The 26,520-nt window shown below is 63.9% G+C and carries 25 protein-coding genes; 6 read left to right on the forward strand and 19 right to left on the reverse strand.

What is annotated here, in order from left to right; all coding sequences use genetic code 11:
• Positions 1 to 54: 54 nt before the first annotated feature.
• The 5 genes from H351_RS23795 to H351_RS23815 all read right to left on the reverse strand — a co-directional run bounded on the left by H351_RS23795 (position 55) and on the right by H351_RS23815 (position 5,271).
• Positions 55 to 1,617, reverse strand: a complete 1,563-nt coding sequence (locus tag H351_RS23795; RefSeq protein WP_003941969.1) for a bifunctional uroporphyrinogen-III C-methyltransferase/uroporphyrinogen-III synthase — start codon at positions 1,615 to 1,617, stop codon at positions 55 to 57.
• Positions 1,618 to 1,677: 60 nt separating this feature from the next.
• Positions 1,678 to 2,652, reverse strand: a complete 975-nt coding sequence (gene hemC, locus H351_RS23800) for a hydroxymethylbilane synthase (RefSeq protein ID WP_029254842.1) — start codon at positions 2,650 to 2,652, stop codon at positions 1,678 to 1,680.
• Entirely contained in the window at positions 2,649 to 4,010 is a 1,362-nt protein-coding gene (locus H351_RS23805) for a glutamyl-tRNA reductase (protein WP_020968933.1), read from the reverse strand. Before H351_RS23805 ends, hemC begins: the two co-directional genes overlap by 4 nt.
• The gene (locus H351_RS23810) at positions 4,007 to 4,870 is read right to left on the reverse strand and encodes a redox-sensing transcriptional repressor Rex (protein WP_019744376.1); all 864 of its coding nucleotides are present in this window, start codon (positions 4,868 to 4,870) and stop codon (positions 4,007 to 4,009) included. Before H351_RS23810 ends, H351_RS23805 begins: the two co-directional genes overlap by 4 nt.
• A 140-nt stretch (positions 4,871 to 5,010) precedes the next feature.
• On the reverse strand, positions 5,011 to 5,271 hold the full coding sequence (locus H351_RS23815; protein WP_003941953.1) for a glutaredoxin family protein: 261 nt from the start codon (positions 5,269 to 5,271) through the stop codon (positions 5,011 to 5,013).
• Positions 5,272 to 5,471: 200 nt separating this feature from the next.
• On the opposite strand from H351_RS23815, the gene H351_RS23820 reads away from it, so the two are divergent.
• Positions 5,472 to 6,467: an HAD family hydrolase gene (locus H351_RS23820; RefSeq protein ID WP_020968932.1), complete on the forward strand. Its 996-nt coding sequence runs from the start codon at positions 5,472 to 5,474 to the stop codon at positions 6,465 to 6,467.
• A 39-nt stretch (positions 6,468 to 6,506) separates the two neighbouring features.
• Here H351_RS23820 and H351_RS23825 read toward each other — a convergent pair whose 3' ends face one another.
• The 7 genes from H351_RS23825 to H351_RS23850 form a co-directional block, all read right to left on the reverse strand.
• The gene (locus tag H351_RS23825) at positions 6,507 to 7,544 is read right to left on the reverse strand and encodes a lysophospholipid acyltransferase family protein (protein ID WP_029254841.1); all 1,038 of its coding nucleotides are present in this window, start codon (positions 7,542 to 7,544) and stop codon (positions 6,507 to 6,509) included.
• Positions 7,541 to 8,674 (reverse strand): NAD-dependent epimerase/dehydratase family protein, encoded by a 1,134-nt coding sequence (locus tag H351_RS23830; RefSeq protein WP_029254840.1) that lies wholly within the window; start codon positions 8,672 to 8,674, stop codon positions 7,541 to 7,543. The genes H351_RS23825 and H351_RS23830 overlap by 4 nt, the downstream gene beginning before the upstream one ends.
• A 237-nt stretch (positions 8,675 to 8,911) precedes the next feature.
• Entirely contained in the window at positions 8,912 to 9,013 is a 102-nt protein-coding gene (locus H351_RS31545) for a 30S ribosomal protein bS22 (protein WP_003402602.1), read from the reverse strand.
• Between the two features lie 244 nt (positions 9,014 to 9,257).
• Positions 9,258 to 9,494, reverse strand: coding sequence for a helix-turn-helix domain-containing protein (locus H351_RS23835; protein ID WP_003941845.1), 237 nt, complete (start codon positions 9,492 to 9,494; stop codon positions 9,258 to 9,260).
• Positions 9,495 to 9,620: 126 nt separating this feature from the next.
• Positions 9,621 to 10,436, reverse strand: coding sequence for a pyrroline-5-carboxylate reductase (proC, locus tag H351_RS23840; protein WP_019744381.1), 816 nt, complete (start codon positions 10,434 to 10,436; stop codon positions 9,621 to 9,623).
• Between the two features lie 34 nt (positions 10,437 to 10,470).
• Positions 10,471 to 11,316, reverse strand: a complete 846-nt coding sequence (locus H351_RS23845; RefSeq protein WP_029254839.1) for a thioesterase family protein — start codon at positions 11,314 to 11,316, stop codon at positions 10,471 to 10,473.
• A complete protein-coding gene (locus tag H351_RS23850) occupies positions 11,313 to 11,951 on the reverse strand; it encodes a MerR family transcriptional regulator (RefSeq protein ID WP_020968930.1) in 639 nt (212 codons plus the stop codon). The genes H351_RS23845 and H351_RS23850 overlap by 4 nt, the downstream gene beginning before the upstream one ends.
• Positions 11,952 to 12,101: 150 nt before the next feature.
• On the opposite strand from H351_RS23850, the gene H351_RS23855 reads away from it, so the two are divergent.
• The 4 genes from H351_RS23855 (at position 12,102) to H351_RS23870 (ending at position 18,121) form a co-directional block, all read left to right on the forward strand.
• Positions 12,102 to 12,725 (forward strand): TetR/AcrR family transcriptional regulator, encoded by a 624-nt coding sequence (locus H351_RS23855; protein WP_019744384.1) that lies wholly within the window; start codon positions 12,102 to 12,104, stop codon positions 12,723 to 12,725.
• Between the two features lie 159 nt (positions 12,726 to 12,884).
• Positions 12,885 to 14,351, forward strand: coding sequence for a wax ester/triacylglycerol synthase domain-containing protein (locus H351_RS23860; RefSeq protein WP_029254838.1), 1,467 nt, complete (start codon positions 12,885 to 12,887; stop codon positions 14,349 to 14,351).
• A 3-nt stretch (positions 14,352 to 14,354) separates the two neighbouring features.
• On the forward strand, positions 14,355 to 16,691 hold the full coding sequence (locus H351_RS23865) for a glycerol-3-phosphate 1-O-acyltransferase (RefSeq protein ID WP_029254837.1): 2,337 nt from the start codon (positions 14,355 to 14,357) through the stop codon (positions 16,689 to 16,691).
• Positions 16,688 to 18,121 (forward strand): HAD-IB family hydrolase, encoded by a 1,434-nt coding sequence (locus H351_RS23870; protein WP_029254836.1) that lies wholly within the window; start codon positions 16,688 to 16,690, stop codon positions 18,119 to 18,121. Before H351_RS23865 ends, H351_RS23870 begins: the two co-directional genes overlap by 4 nt.
• Here H351_RS23870 and H351_RS23875 read toward each other — a convergent pair.
• From H351_RS23875 to H351_RS23885, 3 genes are read right to left on the reverse strand one after another with little or no spacing between them, the layout of a single operon-like run.
• Complete coding sequence (locus H351_RS23875) at positions 18,101 to 18,985, reverse strand: sugar phosphate isomerase/epimerase family protein (protein ID WP_019744388.1); 885 nt, start codon at positions 18,983 to 18,985, stop codon at positions 18,101 to 18,103. The two genes, H351_RS23870 and H351_RS23875, sit on opposite strands and share 21 nt — an antisense overlap.
• A gap of 7 nt (positions 18,986 to 18,992) precedes the next feature.
• A complete protein-coding gene (locus H351_RS23880) occupies positions 18,993 to 20,114 on the reverse strand; it encodes a hypothetical protein (RefSeq protein WP_029254835.1) in 1,122 nt (373 codons plus the stop codon).
• Positions 20,114 to 21,064, reverse strand: a complete 951-nt coding sequence (locus H351_RS23885) for a Ppx/GppA family phosphatase (protein ID WP_003941975.1) — start codon at positions 21,062 to 21,064, stop codon at positions 20,114 to 20,116. The genes H351_RS23880 and H351_RS23885 overlap by 1 nt, the downstream gene beginning before the upstream one ends.
• Positions 21,065 to 21,130: 66 nt before the next feature.
• Between H351_RS23885 and H351_RS23890 the strand changes: the two genes are divergently transcribed.
• A complete protein-coding gene (locus tag H351_RS23890) occupies positions 21,131 to 21,916 on the forward strand; it encodes a DUF3109 family protein (RefSeq protein WP_003941928.1) in 786 nt (261 codons plus the stop codon).
• Positions 21,917 to 21,987: 71 nt separating this feature from the next.
• On the opposite strand, the gene H351_RS23895 is transcribed toward H351_RS23890, so the two are convergent.
• The 4 genes from H351_RS23895 to H351_RS23910 form a co-directional block, all read right to left on the reverse strand.
• Entirely contained in the window at positions 21,988 to 22,677 is a 690-nt protein-coding gene (locus H351_RS23895; protein WP_003942020.1) for a response regulator transcription factor, read from the reverse strand.
• Positions 22,674 to 23,909, reverse strand: a complete 1,236-nt coding sequence (locus tag H351_RS23900) for a sensor histidine kinase (protein WP_019744391.1) — start codon at positions 23,907 to 23,909, stop codon at positions 22,674 to 22,676. The genes H351_RS23895 and H351_RS23900 overlap by 4 nt, the downstream gene beginning before the upstream one ends.
• A gap of 162 nt (positions 23,910 to 24,071) precedes the next feature.
• Entirely contained in the window at positions 24,072 to 24,827 is a 756-nt protein-coding gene (locus H351_RS23905) for a phosphoglyceromutase (protein ID WP_003941992.1), read from the reverse strand.
• A gap of 46 nt (positions 24,828 to 24,873) precedes the next feature.
• Positions 24,874 to 26,475 carry an AMP-binding protein gene (locus tag H351_RS23910; protein WP_029254834.1) on the reverse strand — a complete coding sequence of 534 codons (1,602 nt, stop codon included), beginning with the start codon at positions 26,473 to 26,475 and terminating at the stop codon, positions 24,874 to 24,876.
• Positions 26,476 to 26,520: the final 45 nt, after the last annotated feature.

The following is a 26,520-nucleotide window of genomic DNA, read 5'->3' on the forward strand; positions in this document are numbered from 1 at the left end:
GAACCCTGTGAGTGGTTGAGGAGTCCACAGACTCCTCAACCGCTCACGGGTGCGCTAGCGCCTGCGGGACTTCTTACGCGGCGGCGGCAAAGCACCTTCAGCGCGCAGCCGAGCTGCGTGCTCGGCGAGAGCCTCCACCAGCGGTCCCACCTGCGAGGTCTCGGGCTGCACGTCGACGCGCAGACCGAACTCGATAGCGGTTTCGGCCGTCTTCGGGCCGATGCACGCGACCAACGTGCGGGCGTGCGGCTTGCCGGCGATGCCGACGAGGTTGCGCACGGTCGAGGACGAGGTGAAGCAGACGGCGTCGAATCCACCGGTCTTGATCATCTCGCGGGTCTCGGCCGGCGGCGGCGCCGCCCGGACGGTGCGGTAGGCGGTGACGTCGTCGATCTCCCAACCGCGTTCGCGCAGGCCCTCGGCGAGGGTTTCGGTTGCAATGTCCGCGCGCGGCAACAGAACCCGGTTGACCGGATCAAAAACGTCGTCGTACGGGGCGAATTCGGCCAGCAGGCCTTCGCTGGACTGCTCACCGGTCGGGATCAGCTCGGGGTTGATGCCGAACGAGCGGACCTTGGCTGCGGTTGCTTCGCCGATACAGGCGATCTTCACGCCGGAGAAGGCGCGAGCGTCGAGACCGAACTCCTCGAACTTCTCCCACACTGCGCGAACCGCATTGGTGGAAGTGAAGACCACCCACTGGTAACGACCGTCGACGAGGCCCTTGACCGAACGCTCCATCTGAGCCGGGCTGCGAGGCGGCTCGACGGCGATGGTCGGAACCTCGATCGGGATCGCTCCGTGAGTGACCAGACGGTCGCTCATCTCGCCGGCCTGATCCTTGGTGCGCGGCACGAGGACAGTCCAGCCGTACAGAGCGCGCGATTCCCACCACGACATCTTGTTGCGCTGCGCGACAACCTTGCCGACGGTGACGATGAGCGAGCCCACCAGTTCGGATCCGGCTTCGTTGAGCGTCGCGAGAGTTGCCTCGACGGTTCGCTGCTGACGAGTGGTGCCGCGGACGGTGATGGCAGCAGGCGTCTGCGGAGCCAAGCCGTTCTCGACCAGCGCGCTGGCGGTCTCGGCGAGATGTCCCGACGTCGCGTGCAGAACAAGCGGTCCCGGTGCAGCGGCCAGAGCAGCCCAGTCGACTTCACCGCGAACGTCGGCCTCGGTGTGACCCGAGCCGAGCGCCATACCGGCGTAGCTCGGCACAGCCGAACCCGAAGGCAGACCCGGGAGAACCTCGAACTGAACCTGCGTGCGGGCGACTGCCGTGACCTCTGCGATCACGGAATCCGTGGTCAGCGGATCACCGGAGACCAGACGCACGACGTCGTGGCCGTTCTTGGCCTCGTGCACTAATGTCTTTGCAACCTCGGCAGGCTCACCGAGTGCCGGACGCACGTCCGCGATCAGCTCGCCGGTCTCCTCGTCGCGGCCCATGTCGATGCCGACGAGCGCGACGACGCCCTTGTCGACGTCCGGATCCGTGAATGCCATTGCGGCGCCGGTGAGGACGTCACGTGCGCGAACGGTGAGCAGGGCGGGGTCGCCCGGTCCCGATCCCACGAACAGGATCCGTCCGGGAGTGTTCTTTCGGACTCGGGTCATCGGTGATTCTCCAGTGCGCTGTATCGAAATGGGAACTTGGTGCAAGTGCAAAGTGGGGCGTCAAACATCGGCTGCCTCGCCTGTAGTCACGTTCATCAACTCTCGGGCGCCGAGTTCGAGTAACTCGCGCGCTACCGCTCGGCCGAGTTCCTCGGCCTTGTCCGGCGCACCGACTGCGCCGGTACGGATGACGTCCGAACCGTCGATGGCGGCTGCGCAGCCGCGTACCGACAGTTCGTCGAAGATTCTGCCGTCGTCGTCGAGGGATTCGACGATCTCCGCGATCGCTCCGACCGGAGCGGTGCAGCCCGCTTCCAGCTCGGCGAGAAGTGCACGCTCGGCAGTGACTGCCGCCCTGGTACCGGCGTCATCGTGCTCAGCCAGGATCGCCGCCAATTCCGCATTGACAGAAAGGCATTCGACGGCCAGAGCGCCCTGCGCCGGAGCGGGGAGCATCTGCACGGGCTCGATGTTCTCGGTGATGAGATCGAGCAGACCGATACGGGACAAGCCGGCGCGAGCGAGGATCACGGCGTCGAGTTCACCGGATTCGACCTTGCCGAGACGGCGTTGCAGGTTGCCCCGCAACGGCACGATGTCGAGGCCGAGCCCGAGTGCCTTGAGCTGCGAAACGCGGCGCGGCGCGGAGGTTCCCACCTTGGAACCGGCCGGAAGCTCCCCGAGGACCAGACCGTCGCGGGCGACGAGCGCGTCACGCGGATCTTCGCGTGGCGGAATCGCCGCGATGACGAAACGCGGATCCTGCGCGGTCGGTAGGTCCTTGTAGGAATGCACAGCAACGTCGACGCGGTTGTCCAGCAAAGCTTCTCGAAGCTCTGCCGTGAACACTCCGACGCCGATCTTCTGGACGGGATCGGTGGACTGGTCGCCCTTGGTCTTGATGATGACCAACTCGGCGGGATGTCCCGCTGCAATGAGGGCATCGCGCACAGTGCCGGCCTGCGTGGTCGCGAGAAGACTTCCGCGAGTGCCGATCCGCAGCGGGCTCCCCGATCGAGGGGTGGTGACGCTCATGCCTGCAGGTCCCTTCCAGTGCGGTCGCCGTCCACCAGGTCGGTGGGTGTGGCCACGGCCGCGGGAGATCCGGGGCTGAGTTCGAAGAGTTCGCGCAGCGCTGCTGCGTAGGAGTCGCCGCCGGGGGCCGACGCCAGTTGCTTGACGCGCACGGTCGGGGCGTGGAGAAGCTTGTCCACGACGCGTCGCACGGTGCGTGCAACCTCGTCGCGCTGCGGATCGTCCAGGCCGGGCAGACGCGAATCGAGCCGCATCAGTTCGGCTTCGACGACGTCGGCGGCGCGCTGACGCAAAGCCGTCACGGTCGGGGTGACCTCGGCGAGGCGCTGTCCGGCAAGGTAGGTCGCAAGTTCGCCGGCGACGATGGTGCGTGCGGCTTCTGCGTCGGAAGCGGCTGCGCCTGCCGCCGGATCACGCTGCAGCGTCTCCATGTCGAGAACGGTGACACCCGGCAGGCCGGCGACGGCGGGATCGATGTCGCGCGGCAGCCCGAGGTCGCAGATGACCAGGTGCTTGGTGTTGTCGCGATCGGGCTCGGCGAGTGCGCGGTGCACATCCGCCAGGGTGACCACTGCCCCGACCGCGCCGGTACAGGTGACCATGACATCTGCCTGCGCCATCGCGGCCGAAAGCTGATCGAAGGCAACACCGTCGGCGTCGACGCCGTTGGAGCGTGCCGTCTCGGCGAGGTGCTCTGCGCGTTCCTGTGTCCGGTTGACGACGACGATGCGTTCGATTCCGGCGCGAGTGAGATGCGCAACCGACAGACCGCCCATCGAGCCTGCTCCGACAACCACGGCAGTGCGGCCGACGAGGCCGCCCTCACCGATGATGCCCGCTGCACGATCAAGAGCCACGGATACGACTGATGCTCCGGCTGAGTCGATTCCGGTTTCGGAATGCACTCGCTTGCCGACGCGCAGTGCCTGCTGAGCCAGTTCGTGGACGACGCGTCCGGCGGCCTGCTGCGCATCCGAAGATGCGTAGGCCGAACGGATCTGGCCGAGAATCTGCTGTTCGCCGATCACCATCGAATCGAGGCCGCTGGCCACCGCGAAGAGGTGCTCGACGGCTGCTTCGCTGTAGCGGACGTACGCGTGAGCGTGCAGCGCCGTCAGGTCGAGACCTGAATGGTCGGCGAGGATTTCACCGACCTCGGTGAGCGCACCGTGGAACGCGTCCACCACCGCGTAGACCTCCACCCGGTTACAGGTGGAGACGATCATCGCTTCGGAGATGTGCGAAGACGCCAGAAGCTTGTCGATCAGCTTCGGACGATCGGTGTCGGTGACAGCTACTCGCTCGAGCACCGGGACGGGCGCGGTTCGATGCGAGACCCCGACAAGCAGAACACTCACGGCGCGATCACTGATCCGTTTCTTGTCGAACCTGCTCCGACCGGAGCGGGTGAACTGGTGGATGGGACTGACGAAGCGGATGCGGCGTGAGCCACTCGTACTCGCGGCGCACTGGATGCCTGATCGGCGTTGCGCGCACTGTTGAAGGAGAGAACCTGCATCTCGACGGCTAGATCGACGCGTCGCAGTTCCACGTGGTCGGGAACGTCGAGGGCGATCGGCGAGAAACTCATGATGCAGCGCAGTCCGGCGCTGACGAACTGGTCGCACACGCCCTGCGCGGCCTCGTCCGGTGTGGAGATGACGCCGATGGTCGCGTTCAATTCGCGGCAGGCGACGGTCAGTTCCTCGGTGCTGCGCACCACGAGGTCGCCGACTGTGCTTCCGATTCGATCTGCGTCACTGTCGAAGAGTCCGACCATCTCGAAACCGCGGCGGCTGAATCCGCCGTAGCCGACCAGCGCCTTGCCGAGGTTTCCGACTCCGACGAGAACGACCTTGTGCCCACGATCGAGTCCGAGTGCACGCTCGATGCGGATGCGGAGCCTGTTGACGTCGTATCCGACGCCGCGGACGCCGTTGGGTCCGAGGAATGACAGATCCTTGCGCAACTTCGCTGATCCGACACCGGACGCCTGCGCAAGTTCCTCGCTCGAGACGATGGAGGTACCCCGGTCGGACATCACTCCGAGGACCCGCAGGTATGCGGCCAAGCGCGTCACCGTAGCCTGGGGGATGACGCGATCCTGAGCGATCGAGTCGGTGACAGAAGAGCCCGCAGCGCCGGTGACGCGCTGAGCCACAGGCTCATGCGTCTGGTGCGGTTCGGTCACGTCGCTGGCTCCTCGTCCGGTCGACACGACTGTCGACCTCCACGATGCTCCGGGGGAATGTTCACACCACGGTAACCGCTTGTGAACCCATGCACAAAGTTGCTCGAGACGGGTTCGATGTGCCGTTCACCTGCAAAGCGGCTCCGCGGACAACTTTGAGGGTTGCCTTACTTGCGTAAATCGTCACGAAGGCGCTCTTCGTCAACTTCCCAGTAACCGTGCTCGCGTCCGTCGAGAAGAATGACCGGCAATCTGTCTCCGTACTCCGCTCTCAGCTCTGGATCCGTCGCGGCAGCTTCGTCTACGTCGATGCACGTCAATTCCAGCTCGAACTCGGAACAGACCCGTCGTAGTACCTCCGCCGCGCCGACGCAGGACGCGCATCCTGCGCGTGTCAACAAGGTCACTTCATGCGTAGCTGCAGTCATCGACGCATACCTTTCTTCTACTGGGACGCCATCTACTTGATCGGTCGAGTGTGCCTCCGGAGCCCCACTCGGTACCAAATCGGCGGAGAGGAACGTCACACACCACAGGGAAGGTCACCATCCAACCCATCGGGCCTCATCGCGGAGGATAGGCTGACTCGAAGAGTTCTCTGCTCGAGAATGCAACACGGGAGGTGCGGGTGCCTGCGCGATCACTACCGAACGGCTCCGGATTCGGATCAGGGCTTGCCGGGGTCATTCTCCCCGGACGTCGCCATGTGAAGAATCCGCTGGGCCCGAGTGAGTCGGAAGTTCGAGCCAATCTCGCCGGCGAGGCGAGCGCTGATGCAGCTCTGGCATTGCACGAAGCTGCCAACCCCACAGAACCGGAAACCGGCGAAGAGCCCCCGGCCGTTCCGCGCGACCTCACGGCCGCCGCATTCTTCGACGTCGACAACACCATGGTGCAGGGTGCGTCGATCATCCACTTCGCCCGTGGTCTCGCTGCACGAAAGTATCTCAAGACCTCGGATCTGGTGGATTTCGCGTGGAAGCAGATCAAGTTCCGAGTCACCGGCCGAGAAAGTAGCGACGACGTCGCCGAAGGCCGCGAGAAAGCACTGTCCTTCGTGGCCGGTCGATCCACCGCCGAACTCGCCCGCCTCGGCGAGGAGATCTACGACGAGGTCATTGCCGACAAGATCTGGCCAGGCACGAGGGCGTTGGCCCAGATGCACCTCGACGCCGGACAACAGGTGTGGTTGGTGACGGCAACTCCGGTCGAACTGGCTCAGGTCATCGCCGAGAAACTGGGACTGACCGGCGCGTTGGGCACCGTCGCCGAAAGTGAGGACGGAGTCTTCACCGGCCGACTCGTCGGCGACATCCTGCACGGAATGGGCAAGGCACACGCCGTACGGACGTTGGCGGTGCGTGAAGGACTCAATCTCAAGCGCTGTTCCGCCTACTCCGACAGCCACAACGACGTACCGATGCTCTCGTTGGTGGGGACACCGGTGGCGATCAATCCCGACGCAGACCTTCGTGAACTCGCGAAGAACCGCGGTTGGGAAGTTCGTGATTTCCGCACCGGACGAAAGGCCGCCAAGATCGGCGTTCCCACAGCGCTGGTGCTCGGAGCGGTCGGCGGTGCGCTCGCGGCGATTCTCGCCAGGCGCAAAGAACAAAACGCCTGAGCGGGTTCGGTCCGGATCGAGAAGCGATCCGGACCGAACTCAGCCGAGAAAGATGTTGCGCCGCTTGGCCAACAACCGATAAAGCGTCTGCTGAATCGTTTCTCGGACGTGGTCCGTGACCTCGAACAGGACCATCGGATCGTCGGCTGCACCGCTCTCGAAGGTGTCGGTGACGATCGGCTTTCCGAACTCGATGTACCACTTCGACGGCAATGGAACCAGGCCGAGTGGCCCGAGGTGCGGAAACAAAGGTGTGACCGGGAAATACGGCAAACCGAGAACGCGTGCGAGTGTGGTGAGATCACCGATCTTCGGATAGATCTCCTCCGAGCCCACGATCGAGCACGGAATGATCGGAACACCGGTTCGCATTGCGGCCGACACGAAGCCACCGCGCCCGAACCGCTGCAACTTGTACCGCTCACTGAACGGTTTCCCGATGCCCTTGAATCCTTCCGGGAACACGGCCGCGACTTCACCGTCGTTGAGCAGACGCTCGGCGTCGGGGTTGCACGCCAACGTATGGCCGGCTTTGCGCGCCAGTCCGCCCACCACCGGCATTTCGAAAGCCATGTCCGCAGCCAACATTCGCAGTGGACGATGCGCCGGATGATGATCGTGCACGGCAACCGACGTCATCAGCCCGTCGAGTGGGATGACACCGGCGTGATTGGCAACCACCAACGCTCCCCCGGTGAGGGGAATGTTCTCGATCCCGCTGACCTCGACGCGGAACCATTTCTCGAACAACGGCCGCAGCACGGGCATGACGACGTTGTCCGCAAAATGCGGGTCGAATCCGAACTCGTCGACCTCGTAGTCTCCGGACACCCGACGTCGGAAAAATTCTGCTGCCGAGGCGACCTGGTCGACGATCGCCGACCTGGCCGCATCGACGAACGTGCTCTCACCACCATGGTCGGCCGCCGACGGCACTCCGGACGGATGCCGACGCTGACTTTGTTCACGGACGTCACGCTCCGCGCCGGTGACGGACTCACGCGAACGAGAAGCTTCCGACTTTCCGGTGTGAGTTGCGCTGGGCCGCAGGGGAATTACCTTCGCCACGTCAGTCACCCCTTCACCGCACTTCGTCCCGACAACGGCATATGCATCACGTCTGCACTTGCGCTCGCCTCGGCAGTGTCACCGCCGAGGATGGTGGTCAACGCATTCTCTGCCCGATCGATCCACTCGGACTTGATGATCCGGCGCGTCTGCATCGCACGCATGAAATCGTCGAGTGCCTGCATGGTGGTCCATCGCGGCTCGAACCCCAACTCGCTGCGCATGCGAGTGGTGTCGAGTCCGCAGCCGAACCGGAAATACTCGAGTTGCTCGTCGGTGTAGAGCCTCATGGAGGACCCCACCAACGCGCTGCCGACACTACGGAACAGAGCGAGCGGCATCGGAACTTCCACCCTGCCTGCCCGGCGGATCGCCTGCGACATCATGACCACTCCGTCGCCGGCGATGTTGTACGTACCCGAGGCGTGTCCGATGGTCGCCTTCTCCAGCGCCGCGAGGCCATCCTCGACGTGGAGCAATTGCAGGCGCGCGTTGCGCCCGACGATGGTGGGCACGAGTGGGGCGGTGACGTAGTGCCCGACGGTTGCAGTCAGCTGAGGTCCGATCAACGGCGCCAACCGCAGAATCCCGACCGAGATGTCCGGGCGCCGACGCCCCATCCCGCGGAGGTATCCCTCGATCTCGAGGCTGTCGCGGGCATATCCGCCCGGCGGCCGGCGGCGCGCACTCATTTCTTCGGTGAACTGAGCGGGATCCTTGGCACTGCACCCGTAGACGACCGAAGCCGAGCGCAGGACCACCTTGCGAACCGTCGGAGCTTTCTGGCAGACCGCGAACAGTTGCATGGCGCCGATGACGTTCATGTCCTTCATCGCGGCGCGGCTGCCGGCTTTGGGGGCTTTCTGAAGCGTCGACGCGTGCACGACGGTGTCGACCTCGGCGTTTCGGATCACTTTGCCGATCAGCGGATTGCGGATGTCTGCTCGCACGAATTCCGCGCGGCCCATTCTGCGCATCATGTCCTTGCTCGGACTGACGGCGTCGACGGCGATGACACGCTCGATCGACGGATTCTGCGCAAGCCTGGTAACCAGGTAGCCGCCGAGGAATCTGCTCGCCCCGGTCACCAGTACGACGCGAGGCGCCGTGCCCCCTGAAGTGTTGTCACCTTCAACCACCAAGTACCCCCATATCCAGTAGAAACGCGCTCTGCCGAAGCGTTCCTCCCGCGATTTTCCCCCACTTTACGGGCAGAGGGGGTCCCGCGCTGACTACCCAAAATTCGGCCATTCAAGACAAACCGCCCAGACAATGAGACGGCCGACACATCTCTCCCCTGAGATACGTCGCCCCTCCCCTGAAATACATCGATGCCCGCCACCCCGGAAGGGGCGGCGGGCATCAACAGGTACTGCTTATTTACCGAGTTTCCTGCGCTGTACTCGGGTACGACGAAGCAGCTTGCGGTGCTTCTTCTTCGACATGCGCTTGCGACGCTTCTTGATCACTGAACCCATAGCGGGTGTCCCTCACGTTCTTCTCTAGCGTTCCTGCGCACGCCGGTCACGTACGCCTGCGCCAAGCAATTGGCGCCTGGCCCTCGTTTTAACTAGCTCAGCGCCTTACGACACCAGCTTGCTGGTACGACAGTGACTCATCGTACCGGTGTGGACTCACTCGGCATAAACCGAGCCTCCGGCACAGCAACCGCTGTGCCCGCGACTCGGCTCACGCCGAGGTCATCCTCTTCGAACCGGCTGGTCAGCCGGCATCGAAGTACGAGGTTTCGAGGTAATCGTGTACCGCCTTCGCGTGTACACGGAACGAACGGCCCACTCGTACAGCGGGCAATTCGCCACTGTGTACCAACCGGTACACAGTCATTTTCGACACCCTCATCAAAGTTGCTACCTCAGCAACAGTGAGGAATTGCGTGCCGGCCACTGCCGGCTTTCCGTCGTGGGACGAACCCATGGACGGCTTGTTTGCAGACACCATTAATCCACATACCTCCAGCACGACTCGCGCCGCCGGCTTCCCCTCCGGCGGAACAGACACGTACGTACTAAGTCGAGCTTAGCTGTACTGGTGGGGTTAAAGCGACGGGTGTGGCTAAACGGACGACTATTCCGCAGCTGAACCCATCGCGGCCGAGCGCGACTTGGCGGCATCCAAGGCATCGAAGAACGCCGTCCGCAGGCCGCCCGCTTCGAGCTGACGCAGTGCCGCAGCCGTCGTTCCACCCGGTGACGTCACCGCGGCGCGAAGATCCGTCGCGCTGTCGCCGGTGCGATCGAGCATCGCTGCGGAACCGACCATCGTCTGCACCACCAATTCGGTAGCGACCGGGCGCGTCAGGCCGAGACCGACTCCCGCATCGATCATCGCTTCGGCAACCAAGAAGAAGTAGGCCGGGCCGGAACCGGAGACAGCAGTGACCGCGTCGATCTGCGATTCGGGAACCGTGACCACCTTGCCGACGCTGCCGAGGATGCCGCGTACGAGCTCGAGATGCTCGGCCTTGACGTGCCGTCCGGGCGAGAGAACGCTCACGCCCTCCCCCACCAGCATGGGGGTGTTCGGCATGACGCGGATGACCGGGAACCCTGCGGGCAGACGCGTTTCGAAGAACCCTGTCGGGATACCCGCCGCAAGGGAAACGATCAATTGCTCGAGGTCGCCGTCCAGATCGACCTTCGTCAACGCGGTGAGCGCTGATTCGACGTCGCCGGGCTTGACCGCGATGACGATGACGTCTGCGCCCTCGGCGGCGTCGGCGATCGTGCTGACGCGGATGGAGTATTCGGCGATCAATTCGTCTGCGCGAGGTTGATACTGCTCGGCGACAACCAGATCCTTGATGGCGTGGCCGGCCTGCAACAGCCCGGAGATCAGCGCCTCGCCGATCTTGCCGCCACCGATAATCGCAATTCTTGTCATGGCGAACAGCCTGCCACGACTGCAGCGATCGACCCTAGCGGGGCATCATCGCCAATTGACGACTCTGTACGACGACTGCGCCCGTCGAATCGAGAACAGCATGATCCTCTTCGAACCACGTGCTGCCCAGAACATCCGAGCTTGCCCGCACGCGAAGCCATCCCGGCGTCGGCAGTCGGCGCAGGTACGTCGTCAACTGCACGGTCGGCGCCCACCCGAACAGGCCGCGGTTCATCGTCACGGGCGCGCTGATGTCGCCCGCCATGATCGCGAACAACACAGCGGTGTCGATGTCGTCCTCGTCCTCGGGTCGAGGACGAACCCACATCCTGACCTCGGCCTCGCCTTGGCTGCCGGTCAGGAAGTGCGCCGAGGTGGTGTCGATTCGCATGTCGCAGCCCTGCCCGACGTGCACGACCTGCGCCATCGGGTGATCGCCGATGACGGCCACCGCACTCTCCGGCGGTTCCGGTGACATGTCGTCGATCGACGAGGCAGTGACGAAGGTGGGGTCGCCGTCATCGGGGAATCCGAGCGTGACCGCCGCGCGAACAGCGCTGCGTCCCGCCTGGCTCAACTCGACGTCGAACAACGCGACCTGGCGTCCCTGCTTTCGGACGATCACCTCCAGTTCGACTTCACCGGGGTCGGGGGCGGACAGATAGTTGGCGCTCACCGCGAGTGGCTGCATATTCAGAAGCGAGTCGTTCTCACCTGCGCCGTCTCGCAGACATTGACGCGCGGCAGCGGCGCACACAGCCATCATGGAGCCGCCGTGCACTTTCGGCCCGATGGTCCAGATCGGATCGATCGTTGCGGTGTATCGCCCGTCGCCGAGCGAGGTGAGGCGATTGAGATCTTGAAAGGGACTGGTGCTCATCGATTTTCCTGTTCGGTGCTTTCTCGGTGTTGCGGGAAATGTCGTGCGGCCAAGTCTTGGTGCGCCAGGCGTCGCAATGCTGTCAGGACGGGTTCGTACATGGCGGTTCCGAGGACCGCATAGCGAATGCCGTCCTCGGTCGAACTGGTAGGCATCAGCTCGATTTCCACTTCGGCAATTCCTCGGATGTGGTCGCCGTAGGCGCGCAATCGCTCGTCCGAGAGGCTCAGTCCGGCATCCTCGAGACCGATCAGTGCACGCTCGAGGTGAGCAACCGCCACGTACCTCGGCTCGTAGACCTGACCGAGAAACTCCAGAACCTTGCGAGCTCTGGGGAACTGTTGATCCGGCACCGGATCGACGTAGGGCGGTAGTTGCGCGATCGCGCGACCGAAAGTCTCGAATTCGGATCGCTCGTCACTGTCCACCAATTCGAGCACCGCACGAATCCGTGGAATCGCGAGTCCCGCCCCGGCCAGCGCCCTGATCAACGCGAGTCGCCGGACGTGCTGTTCGCCGTACCTCGCTCCCGTCGCGCTGGTCGGTTCACCAGGCATCAGCAGGCCTTCACGGAGGTAGTACTTGATCGTGGCCAATGCAACGCCGGACTGTGCGGCCAATTCGGAAACCTTCACCGCTCCTCCGTCCAACTCGCTCGGGCCACCACTGGATAGTGATGCTATCCAATGGTGGCCGAGCATCGGTAGGCAGGACACGCCTTGCGCTAGGGTTGAACCTTCTCTGCGCACACCACCAGAAATTTCCGAACGGAGCGAACAGGCGGAATGACGGATTTGCAGTCGGGGGCTCAACCCGACGAACAGTGGCGCATCGTCGAACCACTGACGCTGACTCCCCTGCTCACCGCCGCACTCGAGGTCTTCCACGAACTCGGCTACCACGGAGCGTCGGTTCGTGACATTGCAAAACGCGCCGGCGTCACCGTGCCGACGCTGTACTACCACCACGGCAACAAACAAGGCATCCTCGTCGCGCTGATGGAACCGGGCATCGAGAACGTCACCGCACGCGCGAGCGCTGCGGTCGACGCTGCCGGACCGTCGCCGACGGCACAGTTCGGCAATCTCGTCGAGGCGTGTGTTCTGCACATGACCAGTCGCTCCGACATCGCGTTCCTCGATTCCGAACTGCGGTACCTCGAGGACGCCGAACGAAAGAGCTACGCCGCCAAACGAAAGAAGCTCGAGAATCTACTCGTCGACGTTTTGACGGCAGGCGTCGACAGCGGTGAGTTCACGGTCCCGGACATCACCGGAACGGGCCGCGCACTGCTGGGCATGTGTCAGTCCGTCGTCCTCTGGTATCGACTCGACGGACCGCAGACTCCGCGCGAAGTCAGTGTTCTCTACCGCGAGATAGCTCTGAAAGCCGTCGGCGTCACTTCGTGAACGCTGGTCGAATTTCGAGGCATGTCCGATTAGCCCTTAACTGACGAACGTCACACCTGTCGGCTGACACCGAAACCGGGACGCGCCCACTCTCACGGGTCCACACTTAGAAGCAGAGATGCGCGGGGTGGATCCGCAGACCGAGGGAGTTCTTGACGTATGGCCAACAGCAATCCATTTGTTCCTCCGAGCGCGGTCGACGTCGACCTTTCCGCGGTTGCCTGGGGGGCGAACCGCACGATGTCCGACTTCGAGACGGGAATGTGGCGGATGGAAGAGGCGCAGCCGCAACTGCGCTCACCGATCGTTGCGGTAGAGGTTCTCGATCGAGCTCCGGACTGGGATCGACTTCTCGACGCAGTCGAGTGGGCATCGCACGTGGTTCCGCGTATTCGTATGCGCGCGGTGGAACCGGCGATGCAACTGGGCAATCCGGTGTGGTCGGTTGATCCCGAGTTCGACATCGGCTACCACCTACGACGCGTCCGCTTGCCCGCACCGGCGGACTTCGATCACGCGCTGCGCATGTGCCGTCACCTTGCGACCGAACCTTTCGACAAGGCTCGGCCGCCGTGGAGCGCGCTGCTCATCGAAGGTCTCGACGACGGTCGTGCCGTGTTCGTGGTCAAGACTCACCACTCCATCACCGACGGCATGGGCGGCATCCAGATGATGACGCTGCTGCACAGCAGGCGCCCGGATCCCACTCCGAACAAGCCCGACCGCACACCGCCGGCTCCGGAGCACCTGTCGTCGGTAGGTGCATTCGGCGAGGAGGTCGTCAGCGAGATCCGGCGTGCGCCCTCCCGTATCGCCAAGCTGGTTCGCGGCGCCACCAATGTTGCGACCACGGCGATCTCGAGTCCGTTCAGCACGGCTTCCGAGGTCCTCGGGTACGCCAATTCACTCCGCAAGATCGTCACTCCCCCAGCTCGTTCCGGTTCCCCTCTGCTCCACGATCGTGGTCTCGGACGATGGTTCGGAACTCTCGAAGTGGGTGTTCCCGAGCTCAAGGCCGGAGCAAAAGCTGCCGGCGGCTCACTCAACGACGCTTACGTCGCCGCTTTGCTCGGCGGCTTCCATCGCTACCACGAAGCCTTCGGACAATCCGTCGAGAGCATCCCGATGGGTATGCCGATCAGCATGCGCACGGGCGCGGATGCCAACGGCGGCAACCGGTTTGCAGCCGTTCGCTTCAACGGCCCGGTCGCCGAAACGGATCCGGCCAAACGCATCAGGCAGGTGCGAGAGATCGTTCTGAGTCTGCGTGAGGAACCCGCGTTGGACGCTATCGACGTCGCCGCTCCGATCCTCGCTCGCCTGCCGAACTATCTACTCGCGAACTGGTATCTGTCCCAGTCGACAGGACTGGACCTGCAGGCTAGCAACGTCGCCGGCGTACCGGTACCGGTCTATCTCGCCGGAGCGAAGATCGAGCGGATGTTCCCATTCGGCCCGGCGCCCGGTTGCGCGGCGATGGCGACACTGGTCTCCCACGTCGGGGTGTGCTGCATCGGAATCAATCTCGACACCGCCGCGATCACGAAGCCCGCGCTGCTGATGCAGTGCTTGCAGGAGAGCCTGGACGAGATCGTGGCTCTCGGAGTCCCAACGGAAGGTGCGTGAGTCATGAGCGAGAACACGACCAACCCGCGCGTGTACCTCACCGAAACCATGACAGAGGCCGAAGCCGGCGTGCTGCGGAAGTGGCTTGCCGACAAGGCAACCTCATCCGAAACCCGGCCGGTCACCGTGAACATCACCGACAAGACTCTGGCAGAACTGGCGGCACGGACCGACGACCCGATGCTCGCACCGCTTCGCGTGGTGTGGATTCCGGACACCCATACCAAACACAATGTCGCGGTGCGACTGCGTGATGCACTGGCACCACGCGACCCCCTCCACCCCGGACGCGGTGCGCAACGCAGAACCCTGCGCACCGACCCCTCACGGTGCCGGGTCATCGAAGGTGAACCAGCACCACTGAGCGATCTCGAGCGTCGCCTCGAAAAGAGCGGTGGCGGTTCACTACCCGAGTTCATCCGACGGCAGGCCGCCCTCGCACTCGAGCGCGCCGAATTGGGCCTCCTGGGTGGCCAGTACAAGGTGTCGCGGTTCGTCGTCGACGAGATCACCGACACCCGCCGGTTCACCACCGAGGTGATGGCTTTGGCCGACCGGTTGAACATCGCCGTCGCCGAAGTCGACCGCCGCGCCCGTGAAGCTCTCGAAGAAATGGTTGCCACCCAGAGTCGCCAGGCCATCGCGGTGTGGGATCGCCTGGGCCGCTACTTCGCTCGCGCCTACAAGCTGGACGTGGACACGAGCCGCTTCGAGGAACTCCGTGAGCTGAACAAGGAACACTCACTGGTCTTCCTCCCCAGTCACCGTTCGTACCTCGATCCCCTCGTCCTGCGTCCGGCGTTGATCGCGAACGGCTTGCCGCTCAATCACGTCATGGGCGGCCTCAACATCAGCTTCTGGCCCATGGGCTCGATCCTCAAGCGCAGCGGCACCGTCTTCATTCGTCGAAGCATCGGCAACGACGAGGTCTACAAGTGGTCGATGCACGAGTACATGCGCTACCTGCTCACCAAACGCTTCAATCTGGAGTGGTACATCGAAGGTGGACGCGGGCGTACCGGGAAACTACGCCCACCGCGCTTCGGTCTCCTGACCTACCTGACCAAGGCCTTTCAGGTCAGCGGCGCATCCGACGTGTACCTCGTCCCCGTCGCGCTGAGCTACGACCAGCTCTACGAGGTCGGGGCAATGGCTGCCGAGGCACTCGGCGCCGAGAAGACACCGGAAGGCCTGCGCTGGATGGTGGGTTACGTACGCGCACAGGGAAAACGCAACGGCGTCGCGCACGTGACCATCGGCCGGCCGCTCTCACTCGCGGACGCACTCAGCCAGGAAACCGATCAGCGCCTCGCCATTCAAAAGGCCGGCATCGAGGTGTGTCACCGCATCAACGAGGTCACACCGGTGACCGTGTCTTCACTGGCGATGTTGGCGTTCCTCGGAATCGAAGACCGGGCGTTGACAGTTCGTGAACTCACCGCGATTCTCACGCCGCTGTTCGGATACATCACCGCGCGAAATCTTCCGATCGCCGGCGACGTCGAACTGTCCGATCCGCGTGTCATCGAGAAGGCCCTGCAGACACACGTAGATTCCGGTGTGCTCGAGCGCTTCGATCGCGGCGGCGAGCAGGTCTTCTACCTCGGCAAGGACCAGCATCTTGTTGCTGCCTTCTACCGCAACAACACAATTCACTTTCTCGTCGTGCGTGCCATCACCGAACTCGTGCTCCAGGCAGCCGTCGAAGAGCGGTTCGAGGATCCCGTCGGAGACGGTTGGGCCGAGGCCAAGCGCATCCGCGACCTGATGAAGTTCGAGTTCTTCTTCAGCGACCGGGACACGTTCGAGCAGGAGATGCGAACCGAGCTGACCCTGATCGATCCCGAGTGGGAAACCGTCATGGCCGCCGACAAACGAACCGAGCACATGATCGAGACGGTGCGGCCGTACCTCGCGCACCGAGTGCTGCAACCGTTCCTCGAGGCCTACCAGGTTGTCGCCGATCAGCTTGTGCTCGCGCCGATTTCGACGTCGTTCGACGAAAAGTCCTTCATCAGCAACTGCATCGACGTCGCACATCAGCGTCGCCTGCGGCAGCAGATCGCCAGCAACGAATCGGTCTCCGGTGAGTTGTTTGCCACTGCACTGAATTTGGCGCGCAACCGCAACTTGATCGAAGTCGACGACGACGGAGTCCGGGCCAGGCGCCTGGCGTTTGCCGCGGAGATCAAGGTCCAGGTCGAACGTCTGCGCCATATCCGAGCACTCGCGCACGCACGGCTCGATCAGGTGGCCATGCCCGTGCCCGACGCCGCAGCAGTAGTGACCATTCCAGAAGCAAACCGAGCACCCGCCGAGAACGAGGAAGTAGGACTGTGACCGGACTCGAGCGTCTGCACTCCGCCATCGAAGCCGCGCCTCCCGGGCCCGGAACGATCGCCGCCTTCGACCTCGACGGCACGTTGATCAGCGGGTACTCGGCCAGCGTTGTGTACCGAGACCGCCTGCGGCGCTTGGATATCAGCGTCGGCGAATTGTTGCGCACCACCGGCGCCGCGATCGACACCCAGTTCCGTGGCGCTGATGTCGGAGCGCTGATGGACATCGGCGTTCGCGCCCTGGGCGGCCGTACCGTCGAGGAACTCAACGACTGGGGCCGACGGTTGTTCAAGCAGGAGATCGCCGCGATGATCTACCCGGAAGCCCGTGGGCTACTGGCGGCGCACCGGCGAGCCGGCCACACGATCGTGATGGCCACGTCGGCGACTCCGTTCCAGGCCAAGTACGTCGCCGAAGATCTCGACATCGAAGACGTGCTGTGCACCGAGCCCGAAGTCGTCGACGGCATGCTCACCGGCGAACTGTCCTCGCCCGCTCTGTGGGGGCCGGCCAAGGCCAATGCCCTTGCGGGCTATGCCGAGAAGATGGGCGCCGACTTGAAGAACGCGTTTGCGTACTCCAACGGTGTCGAAGACGTCTTCATGCTCGAGGCCGTCGGGCGACCTGTCGCGTTGAATCCCGATCGTGGTCTGGCCAGGATCGCGTTGCGCAATCACTGGCCCTCGGTCAGCCTGCGTAGACCGCAACGCGGCGCAACGCCGATCTCGACGATCCGAACGGCAACCGCCATGGGCGCGCTTGCTGCCACCGCCGCCCTCGGCGCGTCGGCGGGCATCGTCACCGGCAACCGTCAACTGGGTGCGAACCTGGTCGGCACCTACGGCCCCGATATCTCGCTCTCACTGCTCGGCATCGACGTCGAGATCGACGGCGAGCACAACGTGTGGGATCACCGCCCGGCGGTGTTCATGTTCAACCATCAGAGTTCCCTGGACATGTTGGTCCTGGGAACCGTGATCAAGCGTGACGTGACCGGCGTCGCGAAGAAGGAAGCGGCAAGCGATCCACGGTTCATGCCCGTCGGCGCACTGCTCGACGTCGCCTACATCGACCGCACCGACACCACAAAAGCGAAGGCTGCACTGCAACCGGCAGTCGACAAGCTCAAGAATGGTGTCTCGATAGTCATAGCTCCGGAGGGCACCCGTTCTCCGACGCCACGCCTGGGCCCTTTCAAGAAGGGCGGATTCCACTTGGCGATCCAAGCCGGTGTGCCGATCGTGCCCGTGGTGATTCACAACGCGGGTGAACGGATGTGGCGCAATTCGCTTGTCGCCCATCCAGGCCCGGTCTACGTCTCGGTGCTCGATCCCATCTCGACCGAAGGCTGGGAGACCAAAGACCTCGACGCACACGTCGAGGAGGTACGCGCGCAGTTCGAAGCTGCGCTACTTGCCGGCCACCGCTGAGCGTGCCAGGTGCTCGCGTGCAAACGCGAGCGCCTGCGCCAGCATCGACGACCGCTCCCGCCGGGTGCGCGCGTTCTGCGTGTTGATCTCGATGACAGCCTGGCCGCTGAATTCGCTCGCAGCCAATTGCTGACACAACTCCGCGCACGGCTGTGAGCCATGCCCCGGAATCAGGTGCTCGTCCATCGACGCCCCGCGACCGTCGGCCAGGTGCAGGTGCTCGAGCCCCTTGCCCATACGGGAGGCCAACTCCAGGGCATCCATGCCCGCCGTCGCGGTGTGCGACAGGTCGAGTGTGTAGTGAGCGTGATCGGAATCGGTCGGGTCGTACGACGGACTGAACGCGGACAACGCTGCCCCCGGACCGCCACGTTTACGCAGACGCTCCGCGGATTTGTCCTTGCCGCCGAAGAAGCTGTCGGCGCGCATGGGGAACATGTTCTCCACCGCCACCACGACGCTGCTCTTCGATTCGAGATCGACAACCTGTTCCGCGAAGCCTTCGGCGTACTTGCGCTGCCACCGGAACGGCGGGTGGACGACCACCGTCGTCGCTCCCAAGGTTTCGGCAGTGCGTACCGAACGCTCGAGCTTCTCGACCGGATCGGAACCCCACACGCGCTGCGAAATCAGCAGACACGGCGCATGCACGGCCTGCACCGGAATCGCATACTTGCGAACGAGGGCAGCCACAGCACCGATGTCCTGACTCACGGATTCGGCCCACACCATCAGTTCGACACCGTCGTATCCGAGATCAGCGGCGTAGCGAAATGCTGCTTCCGTGTTCTCCGGATATACCGAAGCCGTCGACAAGCCGACGGCTATCGGCCGACGAACCATGCGCTGCGATCCCCCGATCATCGTCCGATCAACCCGAGGTCAACAAGAACGCCAGTGGACCGAGCGTCACGATCATGCCGACGACCACCGCGATCACGAAACTCGTGATGTCGTCCGTCTTCCGCAGAACCCGCACGACGGCCACCAAGCCGACGATCACGATCAGCGCGAGCACCAACGCCACCCACGGCAGCATGTCCCACAGCTTCTCGAAGCCCTTGAACATCGCGCCGCCGACGATCAGTGCAACAACCACCTGACCGGCAAGCACTGCCCATTCACGGATCGAGTTACGCTCGCCTGCCTCTTCCGCTGCCGGTTCGGCTTCGACATCGGACTCCGCGGCGGCACTGGACTTTTTTGCACTGTCATCGACAGCCGGCGCCTTGACCAGATCGACAACGGCGGTCGATTCGGCCTCGCCGGCATCCGCGTCTGCGATCTTGTCGATCAGTTCGGTGCTCTCTTCCGGCGCGGCCGGAGCAGGAGCAGTCGGTGCAGGTGCCTTCACGACAGGAGTGGGGACACGCGGCGGCAGGATCGGCGGACGCAACGACGGCGACTGCGTTGCAGCGCGCTCCTGACGCATCAGGTCGCCCGCCAGGGTCTGACCCGACAGCAGTGCTGGTTCCTGCGTTACCTGCGTCGGTGACGAGGAGTTGAGCGGTGCCCGGCTCACCCACTGTCCGGGCGAGGACTTCGAGGTCTGTCCCGGCGATGGCGTGGAAGTCGGCTTCGGAGTGGTGACCGGCGGTGTGGCAACCGGCTTCGACTCGGCCTTGGGTGCCTGCGGCTCGTCATCGTCATCGTCGTCGTCGAACGAGACGGCGAAGGCGGCGGTGCGGTCGGCGGGAACCTTCGGTGCCGGTTCGGCTGACTTGGCGGTTTCCGCGACAGCCTCGGCCGGCGCAGAAGATGCAGCGTTTTCTGGCGCAGGGGCTTCAGGCTGAGAAGCTGCTGGTTCGGCCGACTCGGGCTCGGCGGCCGCGCGCGATCCCGACTGGCGAACGATCGGGATCTCACCCGTCAGTTCGGCGACGGAGATGCCACCGGCTACGCCGCGCCGACGTCGTCCACCTCGGGATTCGACGCTCTGACCGTTCCGCTTGAGCAGTTCCGCTACGGAAATCTGCTGACTGTCCTCGGTCATCAAGCACTCACCACCAATTCACCGCCCATTTCTGTGTCGAGCTTTCGCAGAATCAGACCCTCACGCAGTGCCCAGGGACAAATTTCCAGTTCGTCCACTCCGAGCGCCCGCATGGTTGCCTCTGCGATGAGCGCGCCGGCCACAATCTGCTGTGACCGATCCGAGCTCACTCCTTCCAATTCTGCACGGTCCGCTGCCGTCATCCTGGATATGAAGGCTATGAGTTGCCTGAGTCCGCTGGAAGTCAGGGTCCGTTTTGCCCGGGGGCCTGCGGCAGAAGGGGCCGCGCCGGTGAGCCGAGCCAACGATCGGAAGGTCTTCGAGGTCCCGACCGTGCGGTCCCAGTCGCCGGCGGCGCGCAGTTCCTTGGCTGGTCCGACCAACTCCGCGTCCAGCCAGTCGCGCAATACAGCGACCCGGCGCTTGCCCGGCGGATCGGCCTGTAGCCAGTCGCGCGTCAACCGTCCCGCACCGAGTTGCAGTGAGAAGGCGACGTCCGGATCCTCGTCACCGCCTGCGGTGAGTTCGAGCGAGCCGCCGCCGATGTCCAGGTTCAGGATGCGTCCGGCGCTCCAGCCGTACCAGCGGCGCACGGCAAGAAAGGTCAGGCGGGCTTCGTCGACCCCGGAGAGAACCTCGAGATTGACTCCGGTCTCGGCGCGGACGCGGGCGAGCACAGCTTCGGAATTGTTGGCGTCACGGACGGCGGAAGTGGCAAAAGCCATCATTTCCTCGCACCCGGACGTCTTGGCGATACCGGCGAATTCGGAGACCGTCGACACCAACCGATCGGCCCCTGACGTGGTGATATCGCCGCGGTCGTCAGTGTTTTCTGCCAGCCTCAACGTGGACTTGGTCGAGCTCATGGGTGTTGGGTGGCCGCCCCGATGGGCGTCCACAACCAATAGATGGACGGTATTGCTTCCGACGTCGAGTACCCCTAGTCGCACATCGCCACGTTACTGGGTCTACCGTCGGCCCTTGTGACAGCAGGTAACCCAGACCGGTCCCACAAGATGACTCCGAGCCCCGAGGTCGATCTCGATTTCCCGCGCGAATGGGTCGAATTTGTCGATCCGGACAACTCCGAGCACCTCATTTCCGCTGATATGACGTGGTTGCTCTCGCATTGGACCTGCGTGTTCGGCACGCCGGCGTGTCAGGGCATCATCGGCGACCGCCCGGACGACGGTTGCTGCTCGCACGGCGCTTTCCTCTCCGATCAGGAGGATCAGGACAAGCTCGATGCGTCAGTGAAAATGCTCACAGCCGAAGACTGGCAGTTCATGGAAAAGGGTCTCGGCAAGAAGGGCTACGTCGAAGAAGACGACCTCGAGGACGAGCCCGCGCTGCGCACCCGCCGCTACAAAGGAGCGTGCATCTTCCTCAACCGGCCGGGTTTTGCCGGCGGCGAGGGCTGCGCACTGCATTCCATGGCGCTCAAGAAGGGCATCGAGCCGCTCGAGGTGAAGCCGGACGTGTGCTGGCAGCTACCCATCCGCCGCACCCAGGACTGGGTCGACCGGCCGGACGGCGTTCAGATCCTCAAGACCACGATCACCGAGTACGACCGCCGCGGCTGGGGTGAGGGCGGCGACGACCTCGCCTGGTACTGCTCCGGCTCCCCCGACGCTCATGTCGGGGAGCGGCAGGTCTGGCAGTCCTACGGGCCGGAACTGACAGAGCTTCTCGGAAAGCGTGCGTACGACGAGCTGGCTCGCCTCTGCAGGCGTCGCGCCGGCCTCGGCCTCATAGCAGTCCATCCGGCGACCACGATCGCTCAGAACAAAGCTCAGGGCTGACTCCACGTAGACAAAAAGAATTCAGCCGCTCACACGATCGTGTGAGCGGCTGAATTCGTCTCGAGGTTCGATCACGCTTCGAGCTTGTAGCCCAATCCGCGGACCGTGACCAGGTGTTCGGGCTTGGCCGGATCCGATTCGATCTTCGAACGCAACCGCTTCACGTGTACGTCAAGGGTTTTGGTGTCACCGACGTAGTCGGCGCCCCAGACGCGGTCGATCAACTGTCCACGGGTCAGCACCCGGCCGGAGTTGCGGAGCAGGTACTCGAGGAGGTCGAACTCCTTGAGCGGCAACGTCACCGGGTTACCGGCGACCTGCACGACGTGACGCTCGACGTCCATCCGCACCGGCCCGGCCTCGAGCACCCCGTTGTCGGAGGCGAGATCCGCCTCGTTCTCCACCCCGCGGCGCAGCACCGCACGGATGCGGGCGATCAGCTCGCGCGCCGAATACGGTTTGGTCACATAGTCGTCCGCACCGAGTTCGAGGCCGACGACCTTGTCGATCTCACTGTCACGCGCCGTCACCATGATGACGGGAACGCCGGAGCGCGACCGCAGCGCCTTGCAGACGTCCGTGCCACTCATGCCGGGCAGCATGAGGTCGAGCAGGACGATGTCCGCTCCGGAGCGATCGAATTCCGCCAACGCCGACGGTCCGTCGTTGACGATGGTGGTCTCGAAGCCCTCCTTGCGGAGCAGGAACGCCAGCGGGTCCGCCAAGGACTCCTCGTCCTCCACGATCAGCACACTCGTCATCGTTTGGCCTCCATGCCGTTTTCTCTACTGCCTTGTTCTCGTCTGCCGATCCGCGTGGAACCGGCGGTTCCCGCGTCGTCAGAGTCGATGTCGTCGTCCGACTCCACGTGTGCCGGTATCTGCAACGTGAAGGTAGACCCTGTTCCCGGTTTGCTCCACAGTTCGATGGAGCCGTTGTGATTGGCCGCGACGTGTTTGACGATCGCCAGCCCCAGACCGGTTCCGCCGGTCTGCCGTGACCGCGCCTTGTCCACGCGGAAGAATCTCTCGAACACTCGCTCCTGGTCCGCTTTCGCGATACCTTCTCCTCGATCGGTGACTGCGATCGCGACATTGTCACCGCGTACCGACCGACTGACGGACACCGGAGAACCCTTGGGCGAGTATGCAATAGCGTTCTCGATGAGGTTGGACAATGCTGTGACGAGGAGAGTCTGATCCCCGAGTACTTCCAGCCCACTCGGATGGTCTGTGGTGACGGTGATCCCGGCGGCCTCGGCCGACAGATTCGACCTCGACAGCGCCTCGGACACCACGGTGTCGACGTCGACCACGTCGAGATCCGGCAGCTTCTCGGCACCTTGCAGACGCGAGAGTGCGATCAACTCGGTGACCATCTTGCCCAGACGAATCGACTCGCCCAGCACCCGTTCGCCGAAGTGCCGCACCGATTCCGGGTCGTCAGCAGATTCGAGCAGTGCCTCCGCGAGCAAACTCATCGCGCCGACCGGCGTCTTGAGTTCGTGGCTGACGTTCGCGACGAAATCGCGTCGCGTCGCCTCCATGCGGACCTGCTCGGAATCGTCGTCGGCGAACAGGACCACGAAATTGCGATCGTCCTTGCTGAGCAACCGGGCCGTGCCACGTACCGCGATCTTGTCGCGGCCGCGCTGAGCGGTCTGCGCCGTCAGATCGACCTCGACGGCTTGGCCCGTCCGCAGAACTTCCTGAGCAGCACGCCATGCCCTCTCGTCGACCAGACGATTCTTGACAAGGCCGAGTTCCTCGGCGCGAGGGTTGAAGAGCACGACGTCGTGGAAACCGTCGACGACGGCGATACCGCTTTCCGAAGCCAACACGATGAGGTCGAGAACCTGAGACATCGTGAGCCCGGTCTGTTCGTCCGAGCGCTGACTCTGGCGCGACGACAGCCTGGGTACCAGCACCCCGCCGACGAGGTAGCCGACCAAGCCGGCGACCACGACCAGCAGCACTGCAATCACGACACTCACGGCGCAATCGTACGTTCGCGCGAAGTGTCGGTTACGGCGGGTTCGGACGTTCCCGCCCGCGTAATCCGCCAGGTGGACGGCGTTGGTTCGTCGTTCATCTGTTGTTGGCCGAGGCCCCCCGAAAACACTGTTCGGGGGGCCTCGACGCACATCATCGGGTTGCTACTTTCCGCCCTGATTCGCCACCGCGGCGGCGCCGGCAGCTGCGGCCTCCGGATCCAGGTAGGTGCCGCCGGGATTGAGCGGCTTCAGGTTCTCGTCGAGGTCGTAGCGCAGCGGGATTCCGGTCGGGATGTTCAGGCCCGCGATGTCCTCGTCCGAGATGCCGTCGAGGTGCTTGACCAATGCACGCAGCGAGTTGCCGTGTGCGGTGACCAGCACGTTCCGGCCGGCGAGCAGCTCCTGGGAGATGGTGTCCTCCCAGTACGGGATCAGACGCTTGACGACGTCGAGCAGGCACTCGGTCAAGGGAACCTCGTCGAGGTTCGCGTACCGAGGATCGGTGTCCTGGCTGTACTCGCTGCCGGCTTCGATGGCGGGCGGCGGGGTGTCGTAGCTACGACGCCAGAGCATGAACTGCTCGTTTCCGTACTCTTCCTTGGTCTGCGCCTTGTTCTTGCCCTGCAGAGCGCCGTAGTGGCGCTCGTTGAGACGCCAGTCGCGCACTACCGGGATCCAGTGGCGATCGGCGGCGTCGAGTGCGAGGTTGGCCGTGCTGATCGCGCGGCGCAGCAGAGACGTGTAGAGAACGTCGGGTAACAGGTTGTGCTCGGCGAGCAGTTCGCCGGCGCGCTTGCCCTCGGCCATGCCCTTGTCTGTCAGGTGTACGTCCACCCAGCCGGTGAACAGATTGAGTGCATTCCATTCGCTCTCGCCGTGGCGGAGCAGGACCAGGGTTCCGATACTCATGGCGTTCATCCTGGCACGAGTACCGGAACCCTTCTTGATCAACCCTGTCCGGAAATCAGCTCGGGGCTACTTCCGCAGTTCGCAGATCCTTGCGGAGGATCTTTCCGGCCGCGGATTTCGGCACGGTACTGATGAACGAAACCTGGCGAACCTTCTTGTGCGGCGAGACGCGCTCGGCGACGAACGAGATCACGTCGGCCTCGGTCAACTCGGCGCCGTCCTGGAGCACGACGAATGCCTTCGGGACCTCTTCGCCCTCGGCGTCGAGCACGCCGATCACGGCGGCGTCGGCGATCTGCGGGTGGGTCAGCAGCAAAGCCTCGAGTTCCGCCGGGGGAACCTGGTAGCCCTTGTACTTGATCAGTTCCTTGAGGCGGTCGACGATCTTGACGACGCCGTCGCCGTCGACGGTCGCGATGTCACCGGTGTGCAGGTAACCGTCGTCGTCGAGGGTGTCCTTGGTGGCCTGGTCGTTGCCGAGGTAGCCGAGCATGATGTTCGGGCCCTTGCACCACAGTTCGCCGGGCTCGCTGACGCCGTCCGAGCCGAGAGCCGGGTACGCGACCTCTTCGCCCGTTCCGGGGTCGACGAGCTTGCATTCCATGTTGGCGATGGTCGGACCGCACGTGTCGAGGGCGATGTCGTCACGATCGAAGGGGATCGCGTGCGAGACCGGGCTCATCTCGGACATGCCGTAGCCCTGGCGGACGTGGCAGTTCAACCGGTCGGCGACGGCCTTGCCGAGTGCCGCGTCGAGCGGGGCCGCACCGGAGAAGATGGTGTGCACGCTCGAGAGGTCGTACTGATCGACGAGCGGGTGCTTTGCCAGCGCGACGGCAACGGGCGGTGCGACGAAGATGTACGTCGACTTCTGCTCGGCGACGATCCGCAGGAACTCGACGAGATCGAACTTCGGCATCGTGATGAGGCTCGCGCGGCGGTAGAGCGCAGCGTTGAGCAGGACAGTCATGCCGTAGATGTGGAAGAACGGCAGGACCGCGAGAATCTTGTCGTCGGTCTCGATGCCCATCCGCGGAATGATCTGGCAGACGTTGGCCACGAGGTTCCGATGGGTGAGCATGACCCCCTTGGGTCGGCCGGTGGTGCCAGACGAGTACGGCAGCACCGCGAGCTGGGTGGCCGGATCGAAGGAGACCTCGGGCGCCGCTGCGCCCTCGCCGAGCAGATCTCGCAGCGACAGATGGCCTTCGGCACCGTCGAGCACGAAGACGTTCTCAGCCGGGATACCGACCAGGTCAGCAGCTGCCTTTGCCTGAGGCAGGAGCGGCGAGACGGTGAAGAGGAACTTGGCCTTGGAATCGGTGAGCTGCTTGGCGATGTCCTCGGCGGTGTAGAGCGCGTTGATCGTGGTCGCGACGCCACCGGCACGAAGGATGCCGTGGAAGACGGAACCGAAGGCCGGGACGTTGGGCGAATGCAGCCCGACCACGTCGCCGACGGCGAGTCCGCGCGCTGCGAGAGCGCCTGCAACGCCGTTGATCTGTGCGATCAGCGAAGCGTATGTGGTGACTGCGCCCGAACTGCCCTCGACGAATGCCGTCTTGTCGAGGTCTGCGGGGTCGGTATTTCCGAACAGGAAGTCGTAGACGCTGAGGTTGGGGATTTCAACGTCGGGGAACGGACTCTTGAAGCTCACTGTGCTCCTCGAAAAGTTGCGCGGCGGGGTGGTGTGACCAACTTA

The organism is Rhodococcus erythropolis R138, from assembly GCF_000696675.2.
GTDB classification, from domain to species: Bacteria; Actinomycetota; Actinomycetes; order Mycobacteriales; family Mycobacteriaceae; genus Rhodococcus_F; species Rhodococcus_F erythropolis.

Coding starts and splice junctions, on each gene's coding strand:
- H351_RS23835 (WP_003941845.1), bottom strand. CDS start 9,494: ATGGTGTCTGCAAACAAGCCGTCCATGGGTTCGTCCCACGACGGAAAG.
- H351_RS23875 (WP_019744388.1), bottom strand. CDS start 18,985: ATGATCGGGGGATCGCAGCGCATGGTTCGTCGGCCGATAGCCGTCGGC.
- H351_RS23890 (WP_003941928.1), top strand. CDS start 21,131: ATGACTCCGAGCCCCGAGGTCGATCTCGATTTCCCGCGCGAATGGGTC.
- H351_RS23860 (WP_029254838.1), top strand. CDS start 12,885: ATGGCCAACAGCAATCCATTTGTTCCTCCGAGCGCGGTCGACGTCGAC.
- H351_RS23880 (WP_029254835.1), bottom strand. CDS start 20,114: ATGACCGAGGACAGTCAGCAGATTTCCGTAGCGGAACTGCTCAAGCGG.
- H351_RS23855 (WP_019744384.1), top strand. CDS start 12,102: ATGACGGATTTGCAGTCGGGGGCTCAACCCGACGAACAGTGGCGCATC.
- proC (WP_019744381.1), bottom strand. CDS start 10,436: ATGACAAGAATTGCGATTATCGGTGGCGGCAAGATCGGCGAGGCGCTG.
- hemC (WP_029254842.1), bottom strand. CDS start 2,652: ATGAGCGTCACCACCCCTCGATCGGGGAGCCCGCTGCGGATCGGCACT.
- H351_RS31545 (WP_003402602.1), bottom strand. CDS start 9,013: ATGGGTTCAGTGATCAAGAAGCGTCGCAAGCGCATGTCGAAGAAGAAG.
- H351_RS23905 (WP_003941992.1), bottom strand. CDS start 24,827: ATGAACGCCATGAGTATCGGAACCCTGGTCCTGCTCCGCCACGGCGAG.
- H351_RS23795 (WP_003941969.1), bottom strand. CDS start 1,617: ATGACCCGAGTCCGAAAGAACACTCCCGGACGGATCCTGTTCGTGGGA.
- H351_RS23865 (WP_029254837.1), top strand. CDS start 14,355: ATGAGCGAGAACACGACCAACCCGCGCGTGTACCTCACCGAAACCATG.
- H351_RS23845 (WP_029254839.1), bottom strand. CDS start 11,316: ATGAGCACCAGTCCCTTTCAAGATCTCAATCGCCTCACCTCGCTCGGC.
- H351_RS23815 (WP_003941953.1), bottom strand. CDS start 5,271: ATGACTGCAGCTACGCATGAAGTGACCTTGTTGACACGCGCAGGATGC.
- H351_RS23895 (WP_003942020.1), bottom strand. CDS start 22,677: ATGACGAGTGTGCTGATCGTGGAGGACGAGGAGTCCTTGGCGGACCCG.